Below are 26,120 nucleotides of genomic sequence, written 5' to 3'. Positions count from 1 at the left end.
GACTGGTCGGTCAGTAAGGGGCAGTGTTGACGTCGCCGATCTCCGGGCTGATCGCGTGGCCGGTGATCGGCTATGTCGCCATCGTCGGCGTGGGCAGGCTGCTTTTCACCAGGAATACGATCTCCGACCAGCTGGTCAATCGGTCGCTCCTGTGGGGGCTGAGCGGCTTGGTGTTGTTTCGCTGCACGCAGACCACGAGCATCGGCAGTGTGGCGAACCAGCTCGCGCTGGGCTGCATCGTCATGTTCGTCATGCACCTCTACGGGCTCGCACGATTGTGGGAACCCGGTGCCGACCCGGCGGTGGCCTGGCGGCGGCAGCGGATCTACAGTGCGGTCGGCGTGGTAGCGGCGGTGCTGACCCTGATCGCCGGGCCGGCCGCCGCTGGTGCCGAACGACTGCCCGACCCGAACCCCAACTGGGGTGGGCTCGTCGTCTGGGCCGCACAGGGCACTCCCGTGGCGGCGGCAACCCTGGTGCAGACCCGTTTGGCTCTTCGAGAACTACGCCGGGAAAACCGGAGACCGCTTGCGAAGGTAGTCGGTTCGCTCATGCTGCTGGCCTATGTGCCCACCTATGTGGCGCTGGTGCTCATGGTCGGCGAAACGGTCCTGGGGTGGGAGGTGGGGTATTCACCGGTCGGCCGGGCGGAGATCGCCTTCACCTTCGCGGCCGTCCTCGCCACCGCACTCGTCGCAGGTCCGGTGGTCGGGCATCTGCTGGAATTCGCCGGTGTGGATCGGGACGGACGGATCTGCCGTCGCCTGCGTCCGCTGTGGCGCGACGTCACCGCGGCCGTGCCGGAGATCGTGATGTTCCCCGCCGGTGACGGGCTGACCCGGCGCGACACGACCGCCCGTCTCTTACGGATGACCGTCGAGATACGTGACGCGCTACTGCATCTCGGACCGTACCTGCCTCCCACGCACACCGGGTCTCCGGCGCCTCGCCAGGACGTATCGGAGCCGCAGCTGCGGGACTACGCGCACCGCCTCGCGCAGGCGGCCGGTGCACGGCAAGCCGGAGCCACGCCATCCAACACAGGCCTTGTGCAGCAACCCTTTCCGCCCGCCCAGGATTTCGACACCGAACTGCGGCAGCTGCTGGACTTGGCGCGGGTCTGGTCGTCGGCCCGCGCCACGCCGAAGGTGTCACCGCCGGTCGGTACTGTTGGGACATGCGCACTGGGCGACTGATCGCATTGGCACTGTTCGTAATTGCGGTGTTGGTTGCAGGCTGCTCATCGGGATCGGACTCGAATCCACCCGAACCGACAACGGGCGACTGGCACGGCGCGATCGAGGTGCCGGGGCGGCCGACCCAGATCGGCGTGACGTTCACCGACAAGGGCACCGCCACCATCGACATCCCGACGCAGGGGGTCAAGGCGGTGGAGCTGAAGGATGTCACGAGCGATCGGAACGCGGTGTCCTTCGCGATCGCGGATGTCCCGGGCGACCCGAAGTTCGATGGCAAGTACGAAAAAGACGCCGATCAGATCACCGGCGATTTCCGCCAGGGCGGCGAGACGTTCCGGCTCGTGCTTGACCGCGGCAAACTGCCACCGCCGGTCCGCCCGCAGGAGCCGAAGCCGCCGTTCCCGTACCGGGCCGAAGACGTCACCTACCGCAACGGTGACCTCACGATTGCGGGCACCCTGACCAAGCCGGAGGGCACCGGACCGTTCCCCGCGGTCCTGTTGATCACCGGCAGCGGACCACAGGACCGCGACGAAGAACTGCTCGGCCACAAGCCTTTCCTGCTGATCGCGGACACGTTGACCAGGGCGGGGTACGCCGTCCTCCGGGTCGACGACCGCGGCGTCGGCGGTACCGGCGGCAAGCTGGACGACGCGAACTACACCGACCTGTCCAATGACGCCGCGGCAGGCGTCGGCTTCCTGCGCGGTCGCCCGGACATCGATCCGGCCCGCGTCGGTTTGTTCGGGCACAGCGAAGGCGGCTACCTGGCGCCGATGGTCGCCGCGCGGCCGGACAGCGGTGTCGCCTTCGTCATCCTGATGGCCGGACCTGGCGTCTCGGGCGCCGACGTGCTCGTCGAGCAAACCCGGCTGATCACCACCGCGACCGGCGCACCCGCCGACGCCGTCGACAAACAGGTCCGGGAAACCGCCGAGCTGGCGGCACTGTTGAAAGCTGGCGACCTGGCGGGGGCAAAGGACTTGGTGCGCAAGCAGAACGAGGCCAAGCCCGCCGAACAGCGTGCCCCGGAATCCGAGGTCACCGCCGGGATCACGCCGTACCTGGCCGCGCTGGTCGCCTACGACCCGGCTCCGGCGTTGTCGGCGCTGCGCGTTCCGGTGCTCGCGTTCTTCGGCGAGAAGGACCTGCAGGTGCCGCCGAGCCAGAGCGAGCCCGCGATGCGAGCCGCCCTCGCCGCCAACCCCGATGCGACCGTCCATGTGTTCCCCGGCCTCAACCACCTGATGCAACCCACCGAGACCGGGCGTCCCGACGAGTACAGCGAGATCGAGACGACCGTCTCGCCGGAGGTGCTCAACTACGTCACCGGCTGGTTGACGCAGCGGGTCCAACCGAAGTAGGCGTGGTGTGAGCCCGTGCGTTGTCGCGCGAAGGCTTACATAGAATGTCAGCCATGAGTACACCCACACTCGACTTGATGGACTACTCCGATGTCATTGCCCGGTTCGAGCCGGTGCTCGGCATGGAGGTCCACGTCGAGCTGTCCACCGCGACCAAGATGTTCTGCGGGTGCCCGACCGAATTCGGTGCGGGCCCGAACACCCAGGTGTGCCCGGTGTGCCTCGGTCTGCCCGGCTCGCTGCCGGTGGTGAACGAGAAGGCCGTCGAGTCGGCGATCCGGATCGGGCTCGCGTTGAACTGTTCGATCACCCCGTGGGGCCGGTTCGCGCGCAAGAACTACTTCTACCCGGATCAGCCGAAGAACTATCAGATCAGCCAGTACGACGAGCCGATCGCCACCGACGGCTACCTCGACGTGCTGCTCGACGACGGCAGCACCTTCCGGGTGGAGATCGAGCGCGCGCACATGGAAGAAGACACCGGCAAGTCGACCCACGTCGGCGGTGCGACCGGTCGGATCCACGGCGCCAGCCATTCGCTGCTCGACTACAACCGGGCCGGTGTGCCGCTGGTCGAGATCGTCACCAAGCCGATCACCGGCGCGGGGGAGCGGGCACCCGAGGTGGCCCGCGCGTACGTCACCGCGCTGCGTGAGGTGCTCCGGTCGCTCAACGTCTCCGACGTCAAGATGGAGCAGGGTTCGCTGCGCTGCGACGCCAACGTGTCGCTGATGCCGATCGGCGCCAAGGAATTCGGCACCCGCACCGAGACCAAGAACGTGAACTCGCTGCGCAGCGTCGAGGTCGCCGTCCGCTTCGAGATGCGCCGCCAGGCCGCCGTGCTGGCCGGTGGCGGCACCATCGTGCAGGAGACCAGGCACTTCCACGAGACCGACGGCACCACCTCGCCGGGCCGGGTCAAGGAAACCTCCGAGGACTACCGCTACTTCCCCGAGCCCGACCTGGAACCCGTTGCGCCCGAGGCGGAATGGGTCGAGCGGCTGCGCGACACGATCCCGGAGTACCCGTGGCTGCGCCGGGCCCGCATCCAGTCCGACTGGGGCCTGTCCGACGAGGTGATGCGCGACCTCGTCAACGCGGGCGCGCTCGACCTCATCATCGCCACCGTCGACGCTGGCGCACCCGCCAACGAAGCGCGCTCCTGGTGGGTCGCCTACCTGACCGAGAAGGCCAAGGAGCGCGAGGTCGCGCTGGAGGACCTGCCGATCACCCCCACCCAGGTCGCCGAGGTGATCAACCTGGTCGAGGCCAAGACGGTGAACAACAAGGTCGCCAAGCAGGTCGTCGACTTCGTGCTGGCCGGCGAGGGCGAACCCGCCCAGATCGTCGAGTCCAAGGGGCTCGGCATGGTCAGCGACGACAGCGCTCTGCAGGCCGAGGTGGAGAAGGCGCTCGCGGCGAACCCGGATATCGCCGAGAAGATCCGCTCCGGCAAGGTTCAGGCCGCGGGCAAGATCGTCGGCGACGTGATGAAAGCGACTCGCGGGCAAGCCGATGCGGCGCGTGTGCGTGAGCTCGTGCTGGCGGCCTGCAGCTGAACCACCTTCGCAACGAAACGGGCCGACTCCGTGAAGTCGGCCCGTTTACCGTTCGCCGGAGGGGTTAGTCCGGTCCGTTCCCACCGGCCTGCGGCGGCGGAATGCGTACTACCCGATCGTCGTTCGGGCCGGGCTGGCCGTCGGTCTTGTTGACGGTGCCCACCCAGATGGCGCCGTCCACACCGACGGTCGCGCCGCCGAGCTGCCCGTACTTGTCCTGCGCGATCAGCGTCGGCGCCGAGGTGACCTCGTGGGTGTTGGCGTCGGCCGCCGCGATGGCGAGCGCCTTGGCCTTGGTCAGCGCGATCGCGACGCCGTCGGTCGCGGCGGCGCAGCCCGCGACGCCGGGGCGGTCCGGCCAGGTCCACGCGGTGGTGACCGCGCCGTCGCCGCCGAGCCGCTGCAACCGGTCCTCGACGGGGGTGCGATCGGTGATCCAGACGCTGTCCTTGCTGTCCCGGCAGATATCGCCGGCGATCCCGATGCCGGACACCGCGATCTCCGCCGTGGCGCCCGGCGCGGGGGAGTTGACGCGCAGCAGCTTGCCCGCCAGCGAGGACGGCGAGTTCGCGGCGCCCGGGTTGCCCGCGTCACCGGTCAGCACCAGCATCTGGGTGGGGGTGACGAAATCGATGGCGCCGTGATTTCCGGTGGCGCCCTTGGGGATTCCGGTCAGGATGTCCTTCGGTGGGCCGCCGCCCTGGGCGATGCGGACTACCCGGTTGTCGCTGGGCGTGGTGATGTAGGCGTAGATCAGGCCGTCTTCCCGGAACGTCGGGGAGAGTACGAGGTCGCTGAGACCGCCGTCGCTGGAGCCGTCCACCTCCACCCGCGCGTACTCGCTCGGCGGCGTTTCCGGCGCGACCTTCAGGATGCGCCCGGTGCGCCGCTCGGCGACCAGTGCGCCGTCGCCGAGCGCGACCAGTCCGCCCGTGGTGTCCAGGCAGGTGGCCACGACGGCGGGGTCCGGGTCGATGCACGGCCCGCTGGGCCGCGTCGTCGACGTCTGCTCCTGTCCCGGTTTCTTCGGGTCGATGTTCGCTCCGTGCAGCGTCGGCTCCGGCGTGAACGGGCTCGACGCCGAATCATCGAACCGCGCGCAGCCGGACACCAGCACGGACCCGAGCATCACGCTCGCCGCAACGCGACCCACGACAACCAACCTCATAGCTCAGACGTTACGGAAAACCGTCCGACACCGCCGCTCCCGGGTCCGGTGCGCCCCCGAATTCTGGCCGCAGACCTGTATTTTGTCGGGAACTGACACGCCAATAGTGTTTGGTGCCCGCTGTTGGGCGGCGCAGCATAGGGTATTGGCCGTGACCGAGAAGCCGAAAGACACATCCGACCCCTCGGCGGCCCAGCGTTCCGCGCCGTCCTCGGCCGAGCAGTCGGCGGTGTCGTCCACCGGTCGAGGCGTCAGCAGTCCGTTCGATTCGCCGACCGAGCAGTTCCCCCGGTTGTCCAAGGACGTGCCGCGCACCGACGACGAGCTCGGCCTCGACCCCGATGTTCCGTCGGTCGGCGCAGGCGGCACCGCGCCGGACGCGCCGCCCGCCTATGCCTACGCCAGCATCCCGCCCGCAGCGAACGCGCCGACCGACACCGGCAGGCTGCGCCGCCGCAACGGCGAGAACCGCCGCGGCACCCTGGATTTCGGCCTGTTCCTGCTGCGCCTGATCGTCGGCGGCACCTTCATCTACCACGGCCTGCAGAAGCTGACCGGCTGGTTCCACGGCCCTGGCCTCGACGGCACCCGCGACATGATGGAGAAAGGCGGCTGGGACCACCCGACCGTGTCGGCCATCCTGGTCACCATCGGCGAAGTCGGAGGCGGTGCACTTTTGGTCCTCGGCTTCGCCACCCCGCTCGCCGCAGGCGCCGTCCTCGCTGTCATCCTCGACGCCTGGGCCTGGAAGCAAGGCATGATCCCCGGCTTCCAATACAAGGCCTCCGTCCCTACCGGCGTCGAAATGGAAAGCATCCTCGCCGGTGTATCCGCAGTCATCATCCTCACCGGCCCCGGCCGCTGGGCTCTCGACCGTAACCGCGGCTGGGCCACTCGCCCCTTCGCCGGCTCCTTCGTAGTCCTGCTGCTGGCCGTAGCCGCCGCCGCCCTCACCTACTGGTACCTGCACGGCGGCAACCCCTTGACCGGCATCGGCCCCTTCGACTAACCCAAACCCCCTGCGTCCCTCGGACTTCCGAGGGGCGCAGTCTTGTCGTGCGCTACCGAACAGGACGCGGTTGCGCCAGGTGTCGAGTGGGCGTGCCGCCATGTCCCGTGTGCCGCTGAGTGGGGTTCGAGTGGGACACGGTGGCGGCGAATGTTGAGTAGGGGTGCCGTCATGTCCCGCTCGGCGCTACCTGAGGGGTGGAATGGGACGTGGTGGCGGCGAGTGTCGTGTGGGGGCGCCGTGATGTCCCGTTCGGCGCTAGGTGTGGGTGGTTGGGCGCGTCGAACGGGACGTGGCGGCGGCTGACGACGGATAGGTGCCCTGTGAAAAGTGCGGCTTGGGTTGGCTGGTCAGCTGATTGGGCGAACCGCGACCACTACGGCACGTAGCGGACCGCACCCTTGTCGGCCGAGGTGGCGAGGGCGGCGTAGGCGCGCAGGGCGGTGGTGACGGGGCGGTCGCGGTTGACAGGTTGCCAGGGGCGTTCGGAGGCTTCCATTTTGGCGCGGCGTTCGGCGAGGACGGCGTCGTCGACGAGGACCTCGAGGGCACGGGTGCTGACGTCGATGCGGATCTGGTCGCCGTTTTCGATGAGGCCGATGGTGCCGCCGCTGGCCGCCTCGGGGGAGATGTGGCCGATGGACAGGCCCGAGGTGCCACCGGAGAAGCGGCCGTCGGTGATCAGCGCGCACTGCTTGCCCAGACCGGCGCCCTTCAGGAAGGCGGTGGGGTGCAACATTTCCTGCATGCCCGGCCCGCCCGCCGGACCCTCGTAGCGGACAACGAGCACGTCACCCGGCTTGATCTGCTTATTGAGGATGGCCGACACGGCTTCCTCCTGGGATTCCACGACGAGCGCTGGCCCCTGGAAGGTGAACAGCTCCTCGTCGATGCCCGCGGTCTTGAGCACGGCGCCGTCGGGAGCGATGTTGCCGCGCAACACGACCAGCCCGCCCTCGCGGGTGTAGGCGTGCTCGAAATCGCGAATGCAACCACCGGCGGCATCAGTGTCGAGCGAGGACCAGCGGTTCTCGGTGGAGAACGGCTCGACCGTGCGCACCCCGCCCGGCGCGGCGTGGAACAACTCGATCGCCTCCTCGGAGGCCTTGCCGGAGCGGATATCCCAGGTGTCGAGCCACTCGTCGAAGCTGCGCGTGTGCACGGTGCTCACGTCGGTCTCCAGCAGGCCTGCGCGGCGCAGCTCGCCGAGGATGGCGGGGATGCCACCGGCCCGGTGCACGTCCTCCATGTGGTAATCGGAGTTCGGCGACACCTTCGACAGGGTCGGCACCCGGCGGCTGGTCTCCTCGATGGTGTGCAGATCGAAGTCGATCTCGCCTTCCTGCGCGGCGGCGAGGGTGTGCAGAACCGTATTGGTCGACCCGCCCATTGCCACGTCGAGCGCCATCGCATTGCGGAAAGCCTTGGCGTTGGCGACATTACGGGGCAGCACCGACGCGTCGTCCTCGCGGTACCAGCGGTTGGCGATGTCGACGACCACGGTGCCCGCGCGCTCGAACAGCGCCCGGCGCGCGGCGTGGGTGGCCAGCGTGGAACCGTTGCCCGGCAACGCGAGTCCCAGCGCCTCGGTGAGACAGTTCATCGAGTTCGCGGTGAACATGCCCGAGCAGGAGCCGCACGTCGGGCAGGCGGACCGCTCGACCTCGCTCAAACCCTCTTCGGACACAGCCTGATTCGCGCTCGCCGAGATCGCGGTGATCAGGTCGGTCGGCGCCTGCGCGACACCGCCGACGACCACGGCCTTACCGGCCTCCATCGGCCCGCCGGAGACGAACACCGTCGGAATGTTCAGTCGCATAGCGGCATTCAGCATGCCGGGGGTGATCTTGTCGCAGTTGGAGATACACACCAGCGCGTCGGCGGTGTGCGCGTTCACCATGTATTCCACGGAGTCGGCGATGATCTCGCGCGACGGCAGCGAGTAGAGCATCCCGCCGTGACCCATCGCGATGCCGTCGTCGACGGCGATGGTGTGGAACTCGCGCGGCACACCACCCGCGGCGCGCACCGCGTCGGCGACGATGTCACCGACGTTCTTCAAGTGCACGTGGCCCGGCACGAACTGGGTGTACGAGTTCGAGATGGCGACGATCGGCTTGCCGAAGTCGGAGTCGGTCATGCCGGTGGCGCGCCAGAGTGCGCGGGCGCCTGCGGCATTGCGGCCGATGGTGGTGGTGCGTGAACGAAGCGGTGGCATTGATGGTCCTCGGTCTGGTCGCGGGGGGCTGGGATGCGACTGCGCAGAGTCAGCTCGGCGGCCGCTCCACGGTACTCTCGCGTGGGTATCGGCCGACCTGCCGGTCAGCGCGGCTCGTGGCCGTCGTCCCGGTCCGTTCTCGGTGTCAGTCCGTGCCGCGTGCCGATGTCGCCGCGAGTGGTTCTCGTCGACGCTGACGGTGTCACCGGAGTTGCCGGAGGCGTCGGGCCGCGCTGTGTGAGTCGGCGATCGGTCTGCCGACACATCGCCGACAACATCCTAGCGTCGGCGATTGTTCCTGCTCTTGTGTGTACGACTACTGCTTGCCGCTGTCCTTGCCACGAGTGTCATCGGCAGAGTTGCTGGACGCTTCGCCGTTGTCGCGGTCTGCCCCGGCCTCGTCCGTCGTGCCCTGGGTGCCGGGCTCCGTCACCGTCGCGTCGGCGGTGGTTGTGTGTGCGTCATCATTCTGGGGCGCTCCCGAGTCGGCGGTCGCCGCGTCGCTCGTCTTCGCCGAACCCGCACCGGCGATGGTTGCGTCCGCATCGCCCGTCTCCGTCGCGCCTACCGCCTCGGAGTCCGCTGCACTCGCGTCGCCCGATTTCGCCGCACCGGCATCGGCCGGCGGCACCGCATACGGATCCGGAATCCGCCCCTGCGACGCGATCGCCAGATCCCGCACCCGGTCGTAGCTGACCGCAGGAAGTTTCACCTCGGTCCCGTCGACCAGATCGGCCCGCACGTATCCACGCTTCGGGATACGCACCCCCTTCAACTGAGACCAGTCCAGATGCCGCGAACCGAACACGGTCCGCAAATCCAGCCCACCCTCGGAGACCGTCGTCTGCGTCCGCAGCACCCACACGGTCACCGCCACGGGAATCAGCAGCATCCACCACAGCCCGGCGGGCCAGCCGACGAACATGAAGAACACGCACATGAACAGGATGAACACACCTAGGAAGGCCAGGCGTGGGATGCGGATCACAGTGGCGGCCGAGCCGCCACCCGTGTCCGATCCCTCGGGCGCGGTGTGGGACGATTTAGCCGGTGGCACGGACTGATGCGGTGATGACACACCACCATCCTCGCATCCTGGTGAAGGACCCAAGCAGCCGCACTATCCCACATAATGGGACCTGTTTGACTCTTCGGCTCACGCACACATACCGTCATGCGCGTGAATCGAAACGAGCTTCTCGTAATCGGCCGGCGCGTCCAGCGTTGAGCCTGACTATCTGAGTCGAATACGTCAGCTCGCGTTGCGACGCGCCACCCTCGATCAGCCATGGGCTGACGGGGGCTTTTTTGTGTTCGGACGAATGTCCGGCATGGGCGAGTCGCAAGACACCGCATGTCAGACACAAATCCGGGGTCAGAACGACAAGCAGTTAGGAACGAAGACGGTGAGTGCACCTACCGCACGGCCCGGGCCATCGGCCCGCAGGCCAGCGCCTTCGGCTAATCAGCCGAGCACTGGCAGCTCGACGACGTCGGCCAACCGCCGCCAGGTCCCGCCCGAGCGGGTCACCGGCGCGCAGTCGGTCGTCCGGTCGCTCGAGGAGCTCGGCGTCGACACGGTATTCGGCATTCCCGGCGGCGCGATTCTCCCGGTCTACGACCCGCTGTTCGACTCGACCAAGGTGCGCCACGTGCTGGTCCGCCACGAGCAGGGCGCGGGGCACGCCGCGACCGGCTACGCGCAGGCCACCGGCAAGGTCGGCGTGTGCATGGCCACCTCGGGTCCCGGCGCGACCAACCTCGTCACGCCGATCGCCGACGCGCAGATGGACTCGGTGCCGATCGTCGCGATCACCGGCCAGGTCGGCCGCGGACTGATCGGCACGGACGCCTTCCAAGAGGCGGACATCTCCGGCATCACCATGCCGATCACCAAGCACAACTTCCTCATCACCGAGGGCGTCGACATCCCGCGCATCATCGCCGAGGCGTTCTACCTGGCCGCCAGCGGCCGGCCGGGCGCCGTGCTGGTCGACATCCCGAAGGACGTGCTGCAGATGCAGACGACCTTCAGCTGGCCGCCGGAGATGCGCCTGCCCGGCTACCGCCCGGTGACCAAGCCGCATGGCAAGCAGGTGCGCGAGGCCGCCCGGATGATCTTGGAAGCCAAGTCGCCCGTGCTCTACGTCGGCGGCGGCGTGATCAAGGCCGACGCCTCGCCCGAGCTGCTCGAGCTGGCCGAGATGACCGGCATCCCCGTGGTCACCACGCTGATGGCGCGCGGCGCGTTCCCCGACAGCCACCAGCTGAACATGGGCATGCCCGGCATGCACGGCACCGTCGGAGCCGTTGCGGCACTGCAGCGCTCGGATCTGCTGATCACCCTCGGCGCCCGCTTCGACGACCGGGTGACCGGCCAGCTCGACTCGTTCGCCCCCGACGCCAGGGTGATCCACGCCGACATCGACCCGGCCGAGATCGGCAAGAACCGGCACGCGGACGTCCCGATCGTGGGCGACTGCCGCGAGGTGATCATCGAGCTGATCGAGACCCTCAAGGCCGATCCCGCCGCCAAGTCCCCGCTGCTCGACCTCACCGAGTGGTGGAAGTACCTGGACGGTGTCCGCAAGAGCTACCCGCTCGGCTGGACCGCCCCCAGCGACGGCTCGCTCTCGCCCGAGTTCGTCATCGACGCGCTCGGCCGCCTGGCCGGACCCGACGCCATCTACTGTGCGGGCGTCGGCCAGCACCAGATGTGGGCCGCGCAGTTCATCAAGTACGAGAAGCCGCGGACCTGGCTGAACTCCGGCGGTCTCGGCACCATGGGCTACGCCGTCCCGGCCGCCATGGGCGCCAAGATGGGCGCGCCGGACAAAGAGGTGTGGGCGGTCGACGGTGACGGCTGCTTCCAGATGACCAACCAGGAGTTGGCCACCTGCGCCGTGGAAGGCGTGCCGATCAAGGTCGCGCTGATCAACAACGGCAACCTCGGCATGGTCCGCCAGTGGCAGACGCTGTTCTACGAGGAGCGCTACTCCAACACCGATCTCGGCACGCACACCCTGCGCATCCCCGACTTCGTCAAGCTCGCCGAGGCCCTCGGCTGCCACGGCATCCGGGTCGAGCGCGAGGAAGACGTGGAGGCCGCGATCCGCGAGGCGCAGGCCATCAACGACCGGCCGGTGGTGATCGACTTCATCGTCGGCAAGGACGCCCAGGTGTGGCCGATGGTCGCCGCGGGCACCAGCAACGACGAGATCATGGCCGCCCACGGCATCCGCCCGCTGTTCGACGACGACGAGCAGGCCGCCGAGCCCGCCGTCATCCACGAAGCGATGTCTCATGAGAAGAACAAGGTGACGGAATGAGTACTACGCACACGCTCAGCGTGCTTGTCGAGGACAAGCCTGGCGTGCTGGCGCGGGTCGCGGCGCTGTTCTCCCGCCGCGGCTTCAATATCGAGTCGCTCGCGGTCGGCGGCACCGAGATTCCCGAGATCTCCCGGATGACCATCGTCGTCACCGTCGAGGATCTGCCGCTCGAGCAGGTCACCAAGCAGCTCAACAAGCTGGTGAACGTCATCAAGATCGTGGAGCAGGATTCCGACACCTCGGTGGCCCGCGAACTGATCCTGGTGAAGGTCCGCGCCGACGCCAGCGTGCGGACCCAGGTGATCGAGGCGGTTACGCTCTTCCGTGCGAAAGTGATCGACGTCTCGCCGGACGCGCTCACCGTCGAGGCGACCGGAACCCGGTCCAAGCTCGACGCGTTGCTGCGCATGCTGGAGCCGTACGGAATCCGGGAGATCGTGCAGTCCGGTGTGGTGGCCGTCGGTCGCGGACCGAAGTCGATCACGGCAACGCGGTAGCGCCGGCCAGGGCCGACCGCAGCAGAACAGTTGAATAGCGTGCGCCCGCAACCGATGTGGGCGCGACGCGAGGATCGCGCCGCATCGTTTTGGTGAAAACCGGGGCAGGACGCGACTTTCAGACCTACACAGAAGAATCCAGAAGGGAACCAACCAAGTGGCAGTCGAGATGTTCTACGACGACGACGCCGACCTGTCGATCATCCAGGGCCGCAAGGTCGCTGTCATCGGCTACGGCAGCCAGGGCCACGCGCACTCGCTGAGCCTGCGCGACTCCGGCGTCGAGGTCAGGGTCGGCCTCGCGGAGGGTTCGAAGTCGCGGCCGAAGGCCGAAGAGGCGGGCCTGACCGTCGGCACCCCGGCCGAGGTTTCGGCCTGGGCCGACGTGATCATGGTGCTGGCCCCCGACACCGCGCAGGCGTCGATCTTCACCAACGACATCGAGCCCAACCTGAAGGACGGCGACGCGCTGTTCTTCGGCCACGGCCTCAACATCCACTTCGGCCTGATCAAGGCGCCGGAGTTCATCACCGTCGCGATGGTCGCCCCGAAGGGCCCCGGCCACCTGGTGCGCCGTCAGTTCGTCGACGGCAAGGGCGTGCCCGCCCTGATCGCCGTCGACCAGGACCCGAAGGGTGAGGGCCAGGCGCTCGCCCTGTCCTACGCGAAGGCGATCGGTGGTGCCCGCGCCGGCGTCATCAAGACCACCTTCAAGGAAGAGACCGAGACCGACCTGTTCGGCGAGCAGGCCGTGCTCTGCGGCGGTACCGAAGAGCTGGTCAAGACCGGCTTCGAGGTCATGGTCGAGGCGGGCTACGCGCCCGAGATGGCGTACTTCGAGGTGCTGCACGAGCTCAAGCTCATCGTCGACCTGATGTACGAGGGTGGCATCGCCCGGATGAACTACTCGGTCTCCGACACCGCCGAATTCGGTGGCTACCTGTCGGGCCCGCGGGTCATCGACGCCGACACCAAGAAGCGCATGCAGGACATCCTCAAGGACATCCAGGACGGCAGCTTCGTCAAGCGACTCGTCGCCAACGTCGAGGGTGGCAACAAGGAGCTCGAGGGTCTGCGCAAGGCCAACGCCGAGCACCCGATCGAGGTCACCGGCGCCAAGCTGCGCGGGCTGATGAGCTGGGTCGACCGGCCGATCACCGAAACCGCCTGAGTTTCAACCGACAGCGGTCCGGCACCCGTTGGTGCCGGACCGCTGTCGTCGGTAGGTGCCGCAGGCTCGGCGTTGCGATCGTCCACGCGGTCCGAGTTGCAGTTCGCATGGCCACCGCGTCAACCTTCTGATGTCACGCATACGAAATCGCATGCGGTTGCCGGCGCGGGAGGTCAGGAAGTGTGCGGCTGCCGGTGGGTAGGGAACGGCCCGGCACCACAGCGATGCCGGGCGCGCTGCGTTAGCTGCTGCCGAAGAGTCCGTGCGGCCGGTTCTGCCGGAACTGCCAGAACGGATCGTCGTGGTGGCCGCGGTCGAACGGGCCGTTGTTGCAGCTCCAGTTCTTGAACGGGCCGAAGTCGCAGTTGCGATCGTGGTGTGGATGCCGGACGTCGGTGACGCCGGGCACGCCGACGCTCGGGCCTGCCGATGCGGGAATGGCCAAGGCGGTCAACGGAACCGCGACGATCGCACCGGCGACAGCCACTCGGGCCAGCATGCGGCGCGAAGTCGTGGACTTGGTTGTGGAGAACAACGTGGATCCTTTCACTCTGCGGTGAACTGCTCGTTCACCATCCCCCGCTGTGGTCTGCCCACGCGGCGTAGCGCACCTCGTCGGCAGGTCGGGATCGACTGTGTCGCCGCTGCTTTGCGGGCACCCGCCCGGCGCAGCACCGACTGCACGGTCTCACTCTTACGCATTTCGCCCGAAAGGTCACGGGTGTTGGCAGGTCTGCCGAAGATTTCCACCCTTGGTACTAGGGGTTAACCCCCACTGACACAACGGCGCCCGAGTGCTGGTGGCAGCAGTTTCGACAGATGCTAAACGTCGCCTATGGCTTTATCGCGGCGGCGTTTTCCGAGGTATTCCGCGGTGAGCGGCGCGCCGATGCCGTGCAGGACGACGCTGCCGACGACGACCACCAGGGTCACGCCGATCACAAGGTACGCATCGTCGTCCTTGTGCAGTCCGTTGAAGGCGAGCAGCGCGAACACGATCGACGCCACGCCTCGCGGCCCGAGCAGACCAAGCATGAGCCGTTCGCGCTGCGTGAAAGGCGAGCCCAGCAACGAGATCGCTACCGGAACGCACCGCACCACCGTCAACGCGAGCAGACCGTAGACGAACACTTGCCAACTGAGCCAGCCGAAGCTGGCCGCCGCGACATTGCCGACCACGAACCACATCGCCAGACCACAGAATTCGGCGACGTCCTCGGTCGATTGCAGCGGCTCACCAGGCAATTCGCGCCGGGTGGTGCTGTAGGCGATGCCCGCGAGGAACGCCGCAACGAATCCGTTGCCGTCCACCCACACCGCGACGCTGTAGGTGAGCACGGGGATCGCGATCGTGCCGATGCGCACCGCCCGCGCGTCGGTCCACCGTTTACGGATGGCGAACGACATGCAGTACCCGGCCAACGCGCCCACCGCCAGGCCGATCACTATCGATTTCAGCACCGCGGGCACCGCCTGCCCGAGCGCGTGCACCGCCTGATCCGACTCGGCGCTTGCCTCCGCCGCCGCCAGCGCGAACAGGAAGATCGGCGCGACGAGCCCGTCGTTGAACCCGCTCTCCACATTGAGCGCATGCCGAACCCGTTCCGGCACACGCAGATCCCGCACGATCGCCTGGGCGGGCACCAGATCGATGGGTATCACGATGCATGCGATCAACAGCAGCACCGCCCACGAAACGCCCGGCAGCAGCGCGAATCCCAGCAGATAGGCGGCGGCGAGGCTCAGCGGGAAGGCGATGAACAGCAGCCGGAAGATGCCCGTGTGCCGACGACCGGACAGCCCGTCGCGCACCTCGGTCGCGTCGGTGAAAAGGAACAGCGCCAAGATGAATTCGACGATCCGCTGCGCCGCGTCGGTGTTGACCGCGTTGGCCAGCCAATGGTCGCTGCCCCAGCTGACCAGCGCGCCCACCACGACCATGGCCAGCGGGGCGGTCACCTTCCAGCGCGCCATCGATCGCGACAGGCACGACCACACCAGGATGACTGTCATCGTCGCGGCGATCGCAGTGAACATGAGTCTCCCGATTCGGACAGCCCTGGTGGCCCTCGAACTCCATGTATTGCTGTCCGGCATGCTGACAGCAAACGGAGAGCTTACTCGGGGCGACGCGTCGTGGGCGGTTCAGCTCAGGAGTTCATGATCAACGCGACAAGGGCCGCCTTGTCGCGTTGCCGCTAGCGATGGTGCGGGTGTCACCATGAGGTTGGCGGAGTCTCGGCGGTACCCGGAGGTATGGGGTGTCGGCGCGAGGTCAGGGGAGTCCCGCCGTTATCCGGTGGTGTGGATGCCACGACGAGGCTGGCGGAGCCTCGTTGCTACCCGATGGTGTGGGTGCCGCCGCGAGGTTGGCCGAGTCTTGCCGCTACCCGATGGTGTGGGTGCCGCCGCGAGGTTGGCCGAGTCTTGCCGCTACCCGACGGTGCGGGTGCGCCACTAGGTTGGCCGAGTCTTGCTGCGACTCGGCGATGTGGGTGCGGCCAACAGGATTGGTCGAACCTTGCTGCTACTTGGCGGTGCGGGTGCCGCCTTCCGTACGGGGGGAGCCTCGCTGCTTCGCGGGCCACCATCAGGGTTGGCCGAGCTCGGCCGCTACTCGACGGTGCGGGTGCTGCCGTCAGGGTTTGCCGGGTCGATGTGCCAGCTTTTGATGCGGCGCGGGTGGATCCGGATGACATCGTTGGAGAACCACTCGGCCACCGGTGGAGAGTCCAACGTAAGCGTCTCCACCACGCCGCGGATCTCGACGCCGCGGCCCCAGCCTGGTTTGACCGCCCCGGGTTCGTCCGGCGTCATGTCGTCGATCAGCAGGCTCACCTTCGGGTTCTTCAAGATGTTCCGATAGCGCTGTGTCGCCGCGTGATTCGGCCCGCTGATATCGATCGTGTCGTCCGGGTTGAGGCGAAAAGCCAGCGGGACGAGTTGCGGTGCACCGCTGGGGGATACGGTGGCAAGCCGGGCGAGCCCCTGGCCGTTGAGGTAAGCGCGTTCGACGTCGGTGAAGATCATGAGCAGACCATAAAACCTCGAGTGCGGTGCAGTTCAAGTCGCGCCGGCGGGTCGCGAGACGAGGGCCTGGTAGCCGGGCGATCTACACTGTCTACTGATGAGTAAGTTCTTCGGCTCCGTCGACGAAGTCACGCAGCGGCTCACCGAGGCCGGGTACCTCCCGTCCCTCGATATCGCCACCGCCGTCTTCCTCGCCGGGCACCTCGGCAAGCCCCTCCTGATCGAGGGGCCGGCCGGCGTCGGCAAAACCGAGCTCGCCAAAGCCGTCGCCACCGCGACCACCGCCGACCTGGTCCGGCTGCAGTGCTACGAAGGCATCGACGAGGCCCGCGCCCTCTACGAGTGGAACCACGCCAAACAACTGCTCCGCATCACCTCCGAGCGCGAAGGCTGGGACAGCACCCGCGACCACGTCTTCACCGAGGAGTTCCTCCTCGCCCGCCCCCTCCTGGCCGCCATCCGCAACCCCAACCCCACCGTGCTGCTCATCGACGAACTCGACAAGGCCGACGTGGAGCTGGAAGGTCTACTGCTCGAGGTGCTCGGCGACTACCAGGTCAGCATCCCCGAACTCGGCACCATCACCGCCGCCCGCGAACCGTTCGTCCTCGTCACCTCCAACGCCAGCCGCGACCTCTCCGACGCCCTGAAGCGCCGCTGCCTCTACCTCCACATCGACTACCCCACAGCCGAATTGGAGCGTGCCATCGTGCGCATGAGGGTCCCGGAGCTGGACGAGGCGTTGGGCGAACCCGTGGTCCGCGTGGTGGGCGCGTTACGCGAACTGTCCCTTCGTAAGCCACCGTCCATCGCCGAAACCGTCGACTGGGCAAGAACTCTCGTTGCGCTGGGCACTCGCTCCCTGACCGGCGGTGTTGTCCGCTCCACTCTCGGCGTACTGCTGAAATATCAAGCGGACCATCGCATTGCGGCTGAGCGTCTGTCTTTGGATGCCGACGAAGGGCCAGCGAAGTGAACGGCCGGCGTGTCCCGCGGCCCGCCCTCCGCCTCGTGGATCTGCATGGTTATGCGCACATCCGTCGCTCTACCGGGGCATCAGTGAATCACCGGGTTCGGCTTGGATCCCTGGCGTCGGGTTGTGGGCGTCGCCCTTGTCGGGGAGGCGCCTGTCTGCCGCCTCAGCGTTCCATGCTGACTTCTGCGGCACGGGAAGAAGCACCGGCGTGCCACCCACGCGTCGTGGCTCAACTGCTTCGCCACAACTTTCGACACGATCAGCGACCACCTCGTGTTCTCCGTTCAGCACGCCATGGCCCGGGACGGGACAGCGGCATGACGCCGACGCTTAGCAGCTCGACGCCGCCACCGCATCCATCCGACACGATCGCCGACCGCCGCGTGCTGTCCGCTCCGAATACCTCGGCCAGGCAGGGGACAGCGGCATGACGTCGATGCGCTGTGACCCGACTGCTCCGCAAGAGCTTTTCGCCATGGTCACCGAGGACCTCTTGCTATCCGAGCCGAACACCCTGCCCCCAAAGGAGACTGCGGCATGACACCTGCGCGCCGCTCCTCTGTTGCCCACCAGCCCCCTGACACGATCACCGACCGCCTCGTCGAATTCGTCGGCCTACTCCGCGACCACGGAATCACCGCAGGCCCCAGCGAAACCATCGACGCCGCCGAAACAATGCTCGCCCTCGGTCTATCCGACCGAAATCGCCTACGCTCCGGGCTGGCCGCATGCCTCCTGCGCCGCAACGGCCAACGCGCCGTCTTCGACCAACTCTTCGATCTCTACTTCTTGACCACCGAACAGCCACAACAAGCACCCCCCGCGACACCGGAATCCATTGAGTCGCTTCGCGATCGCCTGACCACCGCCCTCACCGAGGACGACCCAGCCGCCGCAGCCGACCTGGCCCGCCAAGCCCTCACCCAACTCGGCGCCTACGGCGGAGCAGGCACCGGCCAAACCTCACCCCCCGTCACCACCGCCTCCGGCGCTGGCTGGTCCTCTTACTTGACCATGAGATCCCTACGCACAGAAGACCTCATCGACCGCATCACCGCAGCCACAACCAGCACATCCCCTCTCGACAATGCGGTCCGCACCATCGAAGCCAACCGCCGCCTCACCCAATTCCGCACCGCCGTCCAAACCGAAGCCCGCCTACGCTCCGCCCAACTCCGCGGCACCGAATACATCGCCCGCCGCGGCGTCGAATCCAGCCCCGACCAGATCGACTTCCTAGGCGCCCGCGAACAAGACCTAGCCGAAATGCGCCGCCTGGTAAACCCTCTCGCCCGCAAACTAGCCACCCGCCTATCCGCCCGCCGCCGCAAATCCATCCGCGGCCACATCGACATGCGCCGCACCCTCCGCCGCTCCATGTCCACCGGCGGCGTCCCCATCACCCCCGTCCTCCGCTCCCGCAAACACGCCCGCCCCGACCTGGTAGTCCTAGCCGACCTCTCCGGCTCGGTAACCGGCTTCGCCGAATTCACCCTCCAACTCATCCAGGCTCTCCAAGACCAATTCACCAAGGTCCGCAGCTTCGGCTTCATAGACACCTGCGACGAAATCACCGACTTCTTCACCCCAGGTGAACTCCCAACCCCCGGCCTAGCCGCCCACATAATCCGCAACTCCGACGTCGCCCGCTACGGCAGCTCCAACTACGGCGAAGCCCTACAAGGCTTCCTCGACAACTACCTCGACGCCCTAGGCCCCCGAACCTCCCTCCTCATCCTCGGCGACGCCCGCACCAACCGCACCGCCCCGAATCTCGATGCGCTGCAGGCAATGTGCGACAAAGCCAAACACGCCTACTGGCTCAACCCAGAACCCTCCCGCTCCTGGTCCACCGGCGACTCCGCCGCCAACGTCTACGCCGAACACGTCACCATGCACGAGTGCCGCAACGTCAAGCAGTTAGCGGAGGTTGTGGCGCGCCTGCTACCGGCGTAAGCGCTGCACCTGGATCCGAGCAGTCGTGTCTACCTCAGATTGTCGGAGGCCGGCGCTAGTCTGGGCCGCATTGGAACGTTCCGATGGAGGTCGCGACGTCCACTATCAAGCGTGGGGCAGCAGGGAGTCTTGAATGGCACGGATTCGCGAGATCGTACAGGGGTCGCAGAACATCAGACCGCACAAACCTGAGGACGAGGTCAGCTGTCGATACCAGGTGATCCCGGACACTGATGGGCGTCCGTTGGTGCACCTGTCGACTTTCGGTTCGAACAAGCGGGAATCAGATCCGAAGAGCAGCCAGTCGCTACAGCTCACTCTCGAAAACGCCGCTGAGCTGATGGACGTGTTCAGAGATGCGTTCGGTATAACCTGGGGCCGTAAACGGACGCAGCCGTCCATCGACGAGGTCGAACCCGAGTTCCCTGCTGCGACAGAAGAACTCGCGAAACGCCTTTTCATGTCGAAGACGTGGCTCCAGCAATGCATCGACCTGCTCGAGGATCGACCGCAGCTGATCTTCTACGGCCCGCCGGGAACCGGGAAGACCTACCTGGCGAAGGCGCTCGCCGAACACCTGTCCAGCGCGGAGAACGTCAAGGTCGTCCAGTTCCATCCGTCGTACTCCTACGAAGACTTCTTCGAAGGGTTCCGACCAGGGCGATCGAGCAACGGCCAGGTGTCGTATCGCCTTCATCAGGGGCCACTACGGTTGCTTGCCGAGGACGCTCGGCAGAACCCCGGTGTGTTGTACACGCTGATCATCGACGAGATCAATCGAGGCAACCTGTCGAAGATCTTCGGCGAGCTGTACTACCTGTTGGAGTACCGCGATGAAAGTATCAACCTGCTGTACTCGGAAAAGGTAGAGACGTTCTACCTGCCGAAGAATGTCGTGATCATAGGAACGATGAACACGGTCGATCGCTCGATCGCGTCGATGGATTCCGCTATGCGACGGCGGTTTTCGTTCGTGCACCTGCATCCGTCGGAAGAGCCGACCAACGGAATCCTGCGTCGGTGGTTGGCGGATCGGGGCTATCCGTCCGAGGCCGCTGAGCTCCTGGACGAGCTGAACAGGCTGATCGAAGACAGGGACTTCAAGATCGGCCCGTCGTACTTCATGCGGCCCGCGGCGACCACACCGAAGGGCATAGATATCGCCTGGCACACGTCAGTGATGCCGCTGCTCGAGGAGTTCCATTACCGAGATCCCGGTGTCGACGTGCACGAGCGGTACTCCTTGCAAAGGATCCGAGAACTGGTGAGCAGCCGAAATAGTGGCCAGGGCGCATAATCGTGCGGCCACCGATTGATCTGATCGAGTTCGGCTCGTCAGAGAAGGTCGCTCTGTCGGCGAGCGAATACGAGGCACTGTCCCAGCTCGGGATCGCTAAGGTGACTCGAACCCCGTCAGGGAAGTACTCCATCAAGCCGGGTAGCAAGGTGGGGTCGGTGACGTATCGCGATATCCAGATCAACGTGCGCCCGAAAATCACCGAGTTGAACAGGCTCCTCTTCTTCGTCGGATACTGTTCGAATCCCGCGATCTGGCGCGAGGAGTTCGTGCACCTGGACCAGGCTCCCGGGTTGTATCCGGCGGTCGCTGAATCGTTCTCGCGGCTCGCCTCCCGCGCCATCGAGGGTGGGCTGCTCCAGGGCTACCACACCAGGTCGGATTCGCTGGCTGTCGTTCGCGGCCGGGTCCAGTTCCGAGAGCAGATCATGCGCAACTATGGGCTGCCGCTGCCGATTGCCGTCGAGTACGACGATTTCACCACGGACATCCTCGAGAATCAGGTCATCCTGCTGGCGACGTTGCGGTTGCTGAGCATCCCGGACATCGGTGTCGGGGCACGCCAGCAATTGGGCCGCCTCCGTTGGCTGCTCGACGAGATCACGATGCTGCCCAACCGGGGCCGAGCACCGAAGTGCCACCTCGATCGGATCAACGCCCGCTACCACGACCTACTCAGACTGTCCGAAGTCATTCTCGACAACAGTTCCTTCGATCAACAGAACGGATCTCTCGCGGTATCCGGCTTCATGTTCGACATGTGGCGCATCTACGAGGATTTCGTCACCGGCGCGGTCGGCATGGCCATGCGCCAGTTCGGCGGGCACCCGAAGGTCCAGTTCGGCCGCCATCTGGACAAAGCATCCCGGATCAAGTTCATCCCCGACCTCGTCTGGTGCGACGACAACGATATCCCGGTCGCGGTGGTCGACGCCAAGTACAAGGCGGAAAGACCCAAAGGCTTCCCCGAAGCCGACCTCTATCAAATGCTCGCCTACTGCGCTGTCCTGGACTTACCGGAAGGACACCTGATCTACGCCAAGGGCAACGAGCCGGCAACAGTCCACGAGATCAGAAGCTGCGGCATCACCATCCACTGCCACGCCCTCGATCTGTCCAAGCCGCCGAACCAGCTATTGGCGGAGATAGATTCATTGGCCGGAGCCATCCTGCACCGGTGAGTGGGCGGTAGTCCCAAGGAGTACGGGAGTGTCCCGGCCTGCACGGACAGTTTCGAAGATAAAATGCCTCGTATCAGGCTTCCGTACGGAAAACTGTCCGCCTAGACCGTCACGCGTTGCGCCGTCGCCCCCGAACTACCGAAACCACTTCGTCCGCGCATCGATCGATCGCGGTGTAAACGTCTGCTGCGGCGTAGCGGAGTACCAGCCACCCCTGCAGTTGCAGCCAGTTCTGCCGCCGCCTGTCACGGCGGAATACCTCTGGCTCGCTGTGGAATTCGCGACCGTCGACTTCGACGACGGTGTGTGACCGCTCATCGACGAAGTCGCATATGTATGGTCCGACCCGGTGGTTGGCCAGCATATGCAGACGACGTTTGGCGAGTGCCCGCGCGAACAGTCGCTCCGGTTCCGACGCGGCGTACAGCGCCGCTTCACGGAGTTGCTTGCGCATCGCGGGCGAGCCTCGTTTGCCTGATCGGCTCGGGTGGACGAGTTCGGATGCCGCGACAGAGCGGTCGACGTGGCTGTCGACCAGACGGGCGGCATCTTCCTCCGGCATGACCGAAATGCAGTCGATCAGGGTTTGTGCGGCGTTCACGGTCGGCATACCCCAGCTGTCCTCCACTGCATCGGTGGGTAGGTCTCGGCGATACAGAGTCAGCCAGTCTGGGCTTCGACGGTGCATTCTTGTCGGGACGGTTGCCTCGAAGACGGTCGGCTCCGGCAGCATATTGTGCAGCCATCCAGCCGTTCGATGACTCAACGCGGCTGTCGGGATCCATGTCACGATCGCCGCACATCGTGCCAAACCGGTCGGGGCGCCCAGCAAGTATGTGCGCGGCAGGAGACGGACGTATGTGCCTCGGCGACAGCGGTCGTCGATTGTCGTTGCGGGCACGCCATCGGCGATGAGCTGTGCGCGAGAGCAGACACCATAGAGGTCCATGCGCCGAGACTGCGCCGACGACGCAGTCCGACAGAACGATGGTGCTGGCCAAACAGTCGAGCTGTGGATGGGGCAGCGTTGTGAGTAACTGGCCTCAGTGGATCGGTGGGATCGCAATGTCCGGATGTGTCGGAGGCCGACGCTAACCTGACCCACATGGTGCGCGATCCTGACTGGGCGCAGGAGGAGTTGATCCTCGCCTGCGATCTGATGATGGCGGACAACTGGCAGCAGATTCGGGAGAACGATCCGCGTGCTGCTGAGTTGTCTGAGCTGCTCCGTGCTTTGCCGATCCATCCGGCTGAGCGGAGGACTGAGAAGTTCAGAAGCGCAGGTAGCGTTTCGCGAAAGACTGCGGATGTGAAAACGAGCCTTCCGTGGCATCAGGGCGCGAAGACGCGAGGGTCCAAGCTCGACCGCAAAGTCCTGGATGATTTTCTGGACTCGCCGGACGAGATGCGTGCGACGGCGAAGGCTATTCGCCAGGCCGCAGCGGCGGGTGAGTTGGTGGAGCGGGCCGAGTGGGACGGGGTGGACGTTTCGTTTCCGGAGGATGTCGAGGTCCGGGAGGGGCGGCTGTTGGCGGCCCGATACTTCCGCAGAGAGCGGGACCCTCGGCTGCGGAAGAGGAAGATCAAGGCGTTCCTGGAGTCGGAAGAACGGGTCCACTGTGAGGTGTGTGGGTTCGACTTCATGGCAACGTATGGGGAACGCGGGCAGGGTTACATAGAGGTTCACCATGTGATTCCGCTGCATGTTTCCGGCGAGACCAAGACAAAGTTGTCTGACCTGGTCCTCCTGTGTTCCAACTGTCACAGGATGATTCACTCCGGACGACGGTGGCTGCATCCCGACGAGCTGCGAGCGCTGCTACGTAGGCCAAGCAGCACTGCTTGAGCGTTCCTGTCATCGCAGATCTGGACTCCAACGGCCCGTGCTCACGCAGGCGCGGGCGGGGTTGTTCGGCGTTCGATGGCTGCGCAGTGGAAGCGACCTGCTGGGGTTCCCGAGTCGGCAGCGCCGCTCTCGGCTTCGAGGGCCGACCGCTTGGTGTTGCGGCCGGCGACAGAAGCGAGGACTAGCGGCGGACTTCGGTGACCTGGACTGGTCGACCTTCGCGGCGGGAGAGTTCGCAGGCCTCGGCTACATAGAAAGCTTCGAGAGCATCCGCTGGGCTGCAGGGATTTTCGAGGTTTCCGTTGACTACGGACACGAAGGCGACCAGTTCGTCGGTGTATGCCCGACGGAAGCGGTCCATGAAACCTGGGTACGCGGGGAAGGTGGAGGGGATGTAGTCGGGTTCAACGGAGGTTAAGGGGGCGCGGTCGTCCAGGCCGACGATGGCGTTGCCTTTGGAGCCGAGGGCTTCGAGTCGGACGTCGTAACCTGCGCCGTTGTAGCGGGTCAAGGAGACGGTGGCGAGGGTGTCGTCGTCCAGGCGGAGTAGGACTGCGGCGGTGTCGACGTCGTTTGCGTCGGTGAAGAAGGGTTCGCCGCGGTTGGATCCGGTGGCGTACACCGAGACGATTTCGCGGCCGGTTACCCAGCGGATGATGTCGAAGTCGTGGACTCCGCAGTCGCGGAAGATGCCACCGGAGCGAGGGATGTAGTCGGCGGGCGGGGGTGTGGGGTCGAGGGTGGTGGCTCGGAGGGTGTGCAGCCAGCCGAGGGAGCCGGAGGTGATGGCTTGGCGGGCGGCTTGGTAGCCGGCGTCGAAGCGGCGTTGGAAGCCGATTTGGACTGGGACGGGGGAATTTTGGATGTGGTTGAGGACGGTGAGGGTGCCTTCGAGGTCGGCGGCTACCGGCTTTTCGCAGAAGACGGGGAGGCCTGCGTCGACGGCGCGGCAGATGAGTTCGGGGTGGGAGTCGGTGGCGGTGGCGATGATGAGGCCGTCCAGGTCGGCGTCGAAGAGGGTGTCGAGGTCGGGGGTGAATTCGAGGCCGAGTTTGGTGGCGGTGGTGCGGGCTCGGTCGGGGTCGGCGTCGGCGACGAGGACGTTGGCTACGTTGGGGAGGTTTTTGAGGGTTTCGGCGTGGGAGGTGCCGATGCGGCCGGTGCCTGCGAGGCCGAGGGTGACGGCTTTGTGGGATGTCATCGACTTTCCTCCTGGTGAAATCTCGACGTGCGGTGGGGAACTGCCCGGGGCAGTGTGAGTTTCAGTGGGTGGGGGTGCTCGTGGTCGCGCGGACGACGAGGGACGGTTGGAGGCGGCGACGGACCGGGGCGGTGCGGTCGGCGCGCAGGCGTTCGACTAAAGCTTCGACGGCCAGTCGGCCCATTTGGACGCGCGGCTGGTCGATGGTGGTGAGGGAGACGTGACGGAGTGCGGCCAGGGAGGTGTTGTCGTAGCCGACTATGGAGACGTCGTCGGGGACGCGTAGGCCGGCTTCTTCCAGTGCGGACATGGCGCCGACGGCGTTGAAGTCGTTGCCGCAGACCAGGGCGGTGGGGAAGTTGTCGCGGGTGAAGAGGTTGAGGAGTTTCTGGACGGCGGCCAGGCCCGCGGAGTCGGTGTGTTCGCTCGGGATGACCATCGGTTCGAGGCCGTGCCGTTCCATCGCGGCGCGATAGCCCCTGCGGCGGGGGGCCGCGGTGAACGCGGTGCCGCCGTCCAGGTGCACGATGCGCCGATGGCCAAGGGAGGCAAGGTGATCGACGGCGAGCGCGGCACCTGTTTCGCCATCGTCGTTGATGGTGTCGACGTCGGTGATCGCGGTGGTGCGCGACACCAGCACCAGCGGAGCCTGTTGTGCCGCATCGCGAATGGCGGCGGCGGGCAGGATGGGGGAGAGCAGGATGATGCCGCCGGGGCGAAAGGCGAGCAGGCTTTCCAAGGCGGTGCGTTCGCGAGCGGCGCTGCGGCGGCCGGTGTTGAGGATCAGCTCCAGGCCGGATTCCTGTGCGGCGGTGTCCATTCCCTCGACGACGTCGGCGAAGAAGGCGTTGCGCAGGTCGGAGACCATGACACCGACGATGTTCGAGGTTCGGCTGGCCAGCGAGCGGGCCATGATGTGCGGCTGGTAGCCGAGGTCTTTCGCGGCCGCCAGCACGGCGCGGCGCCGATGATCGCTGACCTTCGGTGAGTTGCGCATGACGAGCGAGACCAGGGCGCGGGAGACGCCGGCGCGTTCGGCGACGTCTTCCATGGTGGGTCGCGCCATGTCGCCTCCGTTCCGCGTTCGATGAGCCGTGCCGTGTCGGACGTTACAAG

21 protein-coding genes are annotated in these 26,120 nt (G+C 66.3%); 12 read left to right on the top strand and 9 right to left on the bottom strand.

The window, feature by feature from the left end; all coding sequences use genetic code 11:
• The first annotated feature begins 26 nt into the window (after positions 1–26).
• Genes ACIHA7_RS35500 through gatB form a run of 3 tightly spaced genes read left to right on the top strand, consistent with a single transcriptional unit; the run spans position 27 to position 4,122 of the window.
• Positions 27–1,196 (top strand): MAB_1171c family putative transporter, encoded by a 1,170-nt coding sequence (locus ACIHA7_RS35500; protein ID WP_397295797.1) that lies wholly within the window; start codon positions 27–29, stop codon positions 1,194–1,196.
• Entirely contained in the window at positions 1,178–2,563 is a 1,386-nt protein-coding gene (locus tag ACIHA7_RS35495) for an alpha/beta hydrolase family protein (protein ID WP_397295795.1), read from the top strand. The genes ACIHA7_RS35500 and ACIHA7_RS35495 overlap by 19 nt, the downstream gene beginning before the upstream one ends.
• A 53-nt stretch (positions 2,564–2,616) precedes the next feature.
• On the top strand, positions 2,617–4,122 hold the full coding sequence (gene gatB / locus ACIHA7_RS35490) for an Asp-tRNA(Asn)/Glu-tRNA(Gln) amidotransferase subunit GatB (protein WP_397295793.1): 1,506 nt from the start codon (positions 2,617–2,619) through the stop codon (positions 4,120–4,122).
• Between the two features lie 64 nt (positions 4,123–4,186).
• Here the strand turns inward: gatB and ACIHA7_RS35485 are convergent, their stop codons facing one another.
• Positions 4,187–5,290 (bottom strand): PQQ-dependent sugar dehydrogenase, encoded by a 1,104-nt coding sequence (locus ACIHA7_RS35485; protein ID WP_397295792.1) that lies wholly within the window; start codon positions 5,288–5,290, stop codon positions 4,187–4,189.
• A gap of 151 nt (positions 5,291–5,441) precedes the next feature.
• Here ACIHA7_RS35485 and ACIHA7_RS35480 point away from each other — a divergent pair, with 151 nt between their 5' ends.
• Positions 5,442–6,299, top strand: a complete 858-nt coding sequence (locus ACIHA7_RS35480) for a DoxX family protein (protein ID WP_397295790.1) — start codon at positions 5,442–5,444, stop codon at positions 6,297–6,299.
• A gap of 376 nt (positions 6,300–6,675) precedes the next feature.
• Here the strand turns inward: ACIHA7_RS35480 and ilvD are convergent, their stop codons facing one another.
• Both ilvD and ACIHA7_RS35470 read right to left on the bottom strand, forming a co-directional pair.
• Positions 6,676–8,517 carry a dihydroxy-acid dehydratase gene (gene ilvD, locus ACIHA7_RS35475; RefSeq protein WP_397295788.1) on the bottom strand — a complete coding sequence of 614 codons (1,842 nt, stop codon included), beginning with the start codon at positions 8,515–8,517 and terminating at the stop codon, positions 6,676–6,678.
• 316 nt (positions 8,518–8,833) lie between these two features.
• On the bottom strand, positions 8,834–9,595 hold the full coding sequence (locus ACIHA7_RS35470) for a PH domain-containing protein (RefSeq protein WP_397295787.1): 762 nt from the start codon (positions 9,593–9,595) through the stop codon (positions 8,834–8,836).
• 328 nt (positions 9,596–9,923) lie between these two features.
• Here ACIHA7_RS35470 and ACIHA7_RS35465 point away from each other — a divergent pair, with 328 nt between their 5' ends.
• From ACIHA7_RS35465 to ilvC, 3 genes are read left to right on the top strand one after another with little or no spacing between them, the layout of a single operon-like run.
• Positions 9,924–11,846, top strand: a complete 1,923-nt coding sequence (locus tag ACIHA7_RS35465) for an acetolactate synthase large subunit (RefSeq protein ID WP_397295786.1) — start codon at positions 9,924–9,926, stop codon at positions 11,844–11,846.
• Positions 11,843–12,346 carry an acetolactate synthase small subunit gene (gene ilvN / locus ACIHA7_RS35460; protein ID WP_107658505.1) on the top strand — a complete coding sequence of 168 codons (504 nt, stop codon included), beginning with the start codon at positions 11,843–11,845 and terminating at the stop codon, positions 12,344–12,346. The genes ACIHA7_RS35465 and ilvN overlap by 4 nt, the downstream gene beginning before the upstream one ends.
• 34 nt (positions 12,347–12,380) lie before the next feature.
• A complete protein-coding gene (ilvC, locus tag ACIHA7_RS35455) occupies positions 12,381–13,517 on the top strand; it encodes a ketol-acid reductoisomerase (protein WP_397295964.1) in 1,137 nt (378 codons plus the stop codon).
• Between the two features lie 241 nt (positions 13,518–13,758).
• Here the strand turns inward: ilvC and ACIHA7_RS35450 are convergent, their stop codons facing one another.
• From ACIHA7_RS35450 to ACIHA7_RS35440, 3 genes are all read right to left on the bottom strand, one after another.
• On the bottom strand, positions 13,759–14,052 hold the full coding sequence (locus tag ACIHA7_RS35450) for a hypothetical protein (protein ID WP_135232572.1): 294 nt from the start codon (positions 14,050–14,052) through the stop codon (positions 13,759–13,761).
• Between the two features lie 287 nt (positions 14,053–14,339).
• A complete protein-coding gene (locus ACIHA7_RS35445; RefSeq protein ID WP_397295784.1) occupies positions 14,340–15,554 on the bottom strand; it encodes a cation:proton antiporter in 1,215 nt (404 codons plus the stop codon).
• Positions 15,555–16,130: 576 nt separating this feature from the next.
• Positions 16,131–16,547, bottom strand: a complete 417-nt coding sequence (locus ACIHA7_RS35440; RefSeq protein WP_397295782.1) for a PPOX class F420-dependent oxidoreductase — start codon at positions 16,545–16,547, stop codon at positions 16,131–16,133.
• Between the two features lie 97 nt (positions 16,548–16,644).
• Between ACIHA7_RS35440 and ACIHA7_RS35435 the strand changes: the two genes are divergently transcribed.
• The 4 genes from ACIHA7_RS35435 (at position 16,645) to ACIHA7_RS35420 (ending at position 21,957) form a co-directional block, all read left to right on the top strand.
• Positions 16,645–17,523, top strand: coding sequence for an AAA family ATPase (locus ACIHA7_RS35435; protein ID WP_397295781.1), 879 nt, complete (start codon positions 16,645–16,647; stop codon positions 17,521–17,523).
• A 537-nt stretch (positions 17,524–18,060) separates the two neighbouring features.
• The gene (locus ACIHA7_RS35430) at positions 18,061–19,479 is read left to right on the top strand and encodes a VWA domain-containing protein (protein WP_397295780.1); all 1,419 of its coding nucleotides are present in this window, start codon (positions 18,061–18,063) and stop codon (positions 19,477–19,479) included.
• 340 nt (positions 19,480–19,819) lie between these two features.
• Positions 19,820–20,776 carry an McrB family protein gene (locus tag ACIHA7_RS35425; RefSeq protein WP_397295778.1) on the top strand — a complete coding sequence of 319 codons (957 nt, stop codon included), beginning with the start codon at positions 19,820–19,822 and terminating at the stop codon, positions 20,774–20,776.
• Positions 20,777–20,778: 2 nt separating this feature from the next.
• On the top strand, positions 20,779–21,957 hold the full coding sequence (locus ACIHA7_RS35420; RefSeq protein ID WP_397295776.1) for an McrC family protein: 1,179 nt from the start codon (positions 20,779–20,781) through the stop codon (positions 21,955–21,957).
• Between the two features lie 109 nt (positions 21,958–22,066).
• On the opposite strand, the gene ACIHA7_RS35415 is transcribed toward ACIHA7_RS35420, so the two are convergent.
• On the bottom strand, positions 22,067–22,567 hold the full coding sequence (locus ACIHA7_RS35415; RefSeq protein WP_397295774.1) for an endonuclease domain-containing protein: 501 nt from the start codon (positions 22,565–22,567) through the stop codon (positions 22,067–22,069).
• 465 nt (positions 22,568–23,032) lie between these two features.
• On the opposite strand from ACIHA7_RS35415, the gene ACIHA7_RS35410 reads away from it, so the two are divergent.
• Positions 23,033–23,803 carry an HNH endonuclease gene (locus tag ACIHA7_RS35410; protein WP_397295773.1) on the top strand — a complete coding sequence of 257 codons (771 nt, stop codon included), beginning with the start codon at positions 23,033–23,035 and terminating at the stop codon, positions 23,801–23,803.
• A 181-nt stretch (positions 23,804–23,984) separates the two neighbouring features.
• Here ACIHA7_RS35410 and ACIHA7_RS35405 read toward each other — a convergent pair whose 3' ends face one another.
• Positions 23,985–25,004: a Gfo/Idh/MocA family oxidoreductase gene (locus tag ACIHA7_RS35405; RefSeq protein WP_397295771.1), complete on the bottom strand. Its 1,020-nt coding sequence runs from the start codon at positions 25,002–25,004 to the stop codon at positions 23,985–23,987.
• A gap of 61 nt (positions 25,005–25,065) precedes the next feature.
• The gene (locus tag ACIHA7_RS35400) at positions 25,066–26,070 is read right to left on the bottom strand and encodes a LacI family DNA-binding transcriptional regulator (RefSeq protein ID WP_397295770.1); all 1,005 of its coding nucleotides are present in this window, start codon (positions 26,068–26,070) and stop codon (positions 25,066–25,068) included.
• Positions 26,071–26,120: the final 50 nt, after the last annotated feature.

Origin of the sequence: Nocardia sp. NPDC052316 (genome assembly GCF_044547795.1) — a bacterium.
GTDB lineage: Bacteria > Actinomycetota > Actinomycetes > Mycobacteriales > Mycobacteriaceae > Nocardia.
Note: the sequence above shows the minus strand (reverse complement) of the source record. Positions and strands in the feature narration are given on the sequence as shown.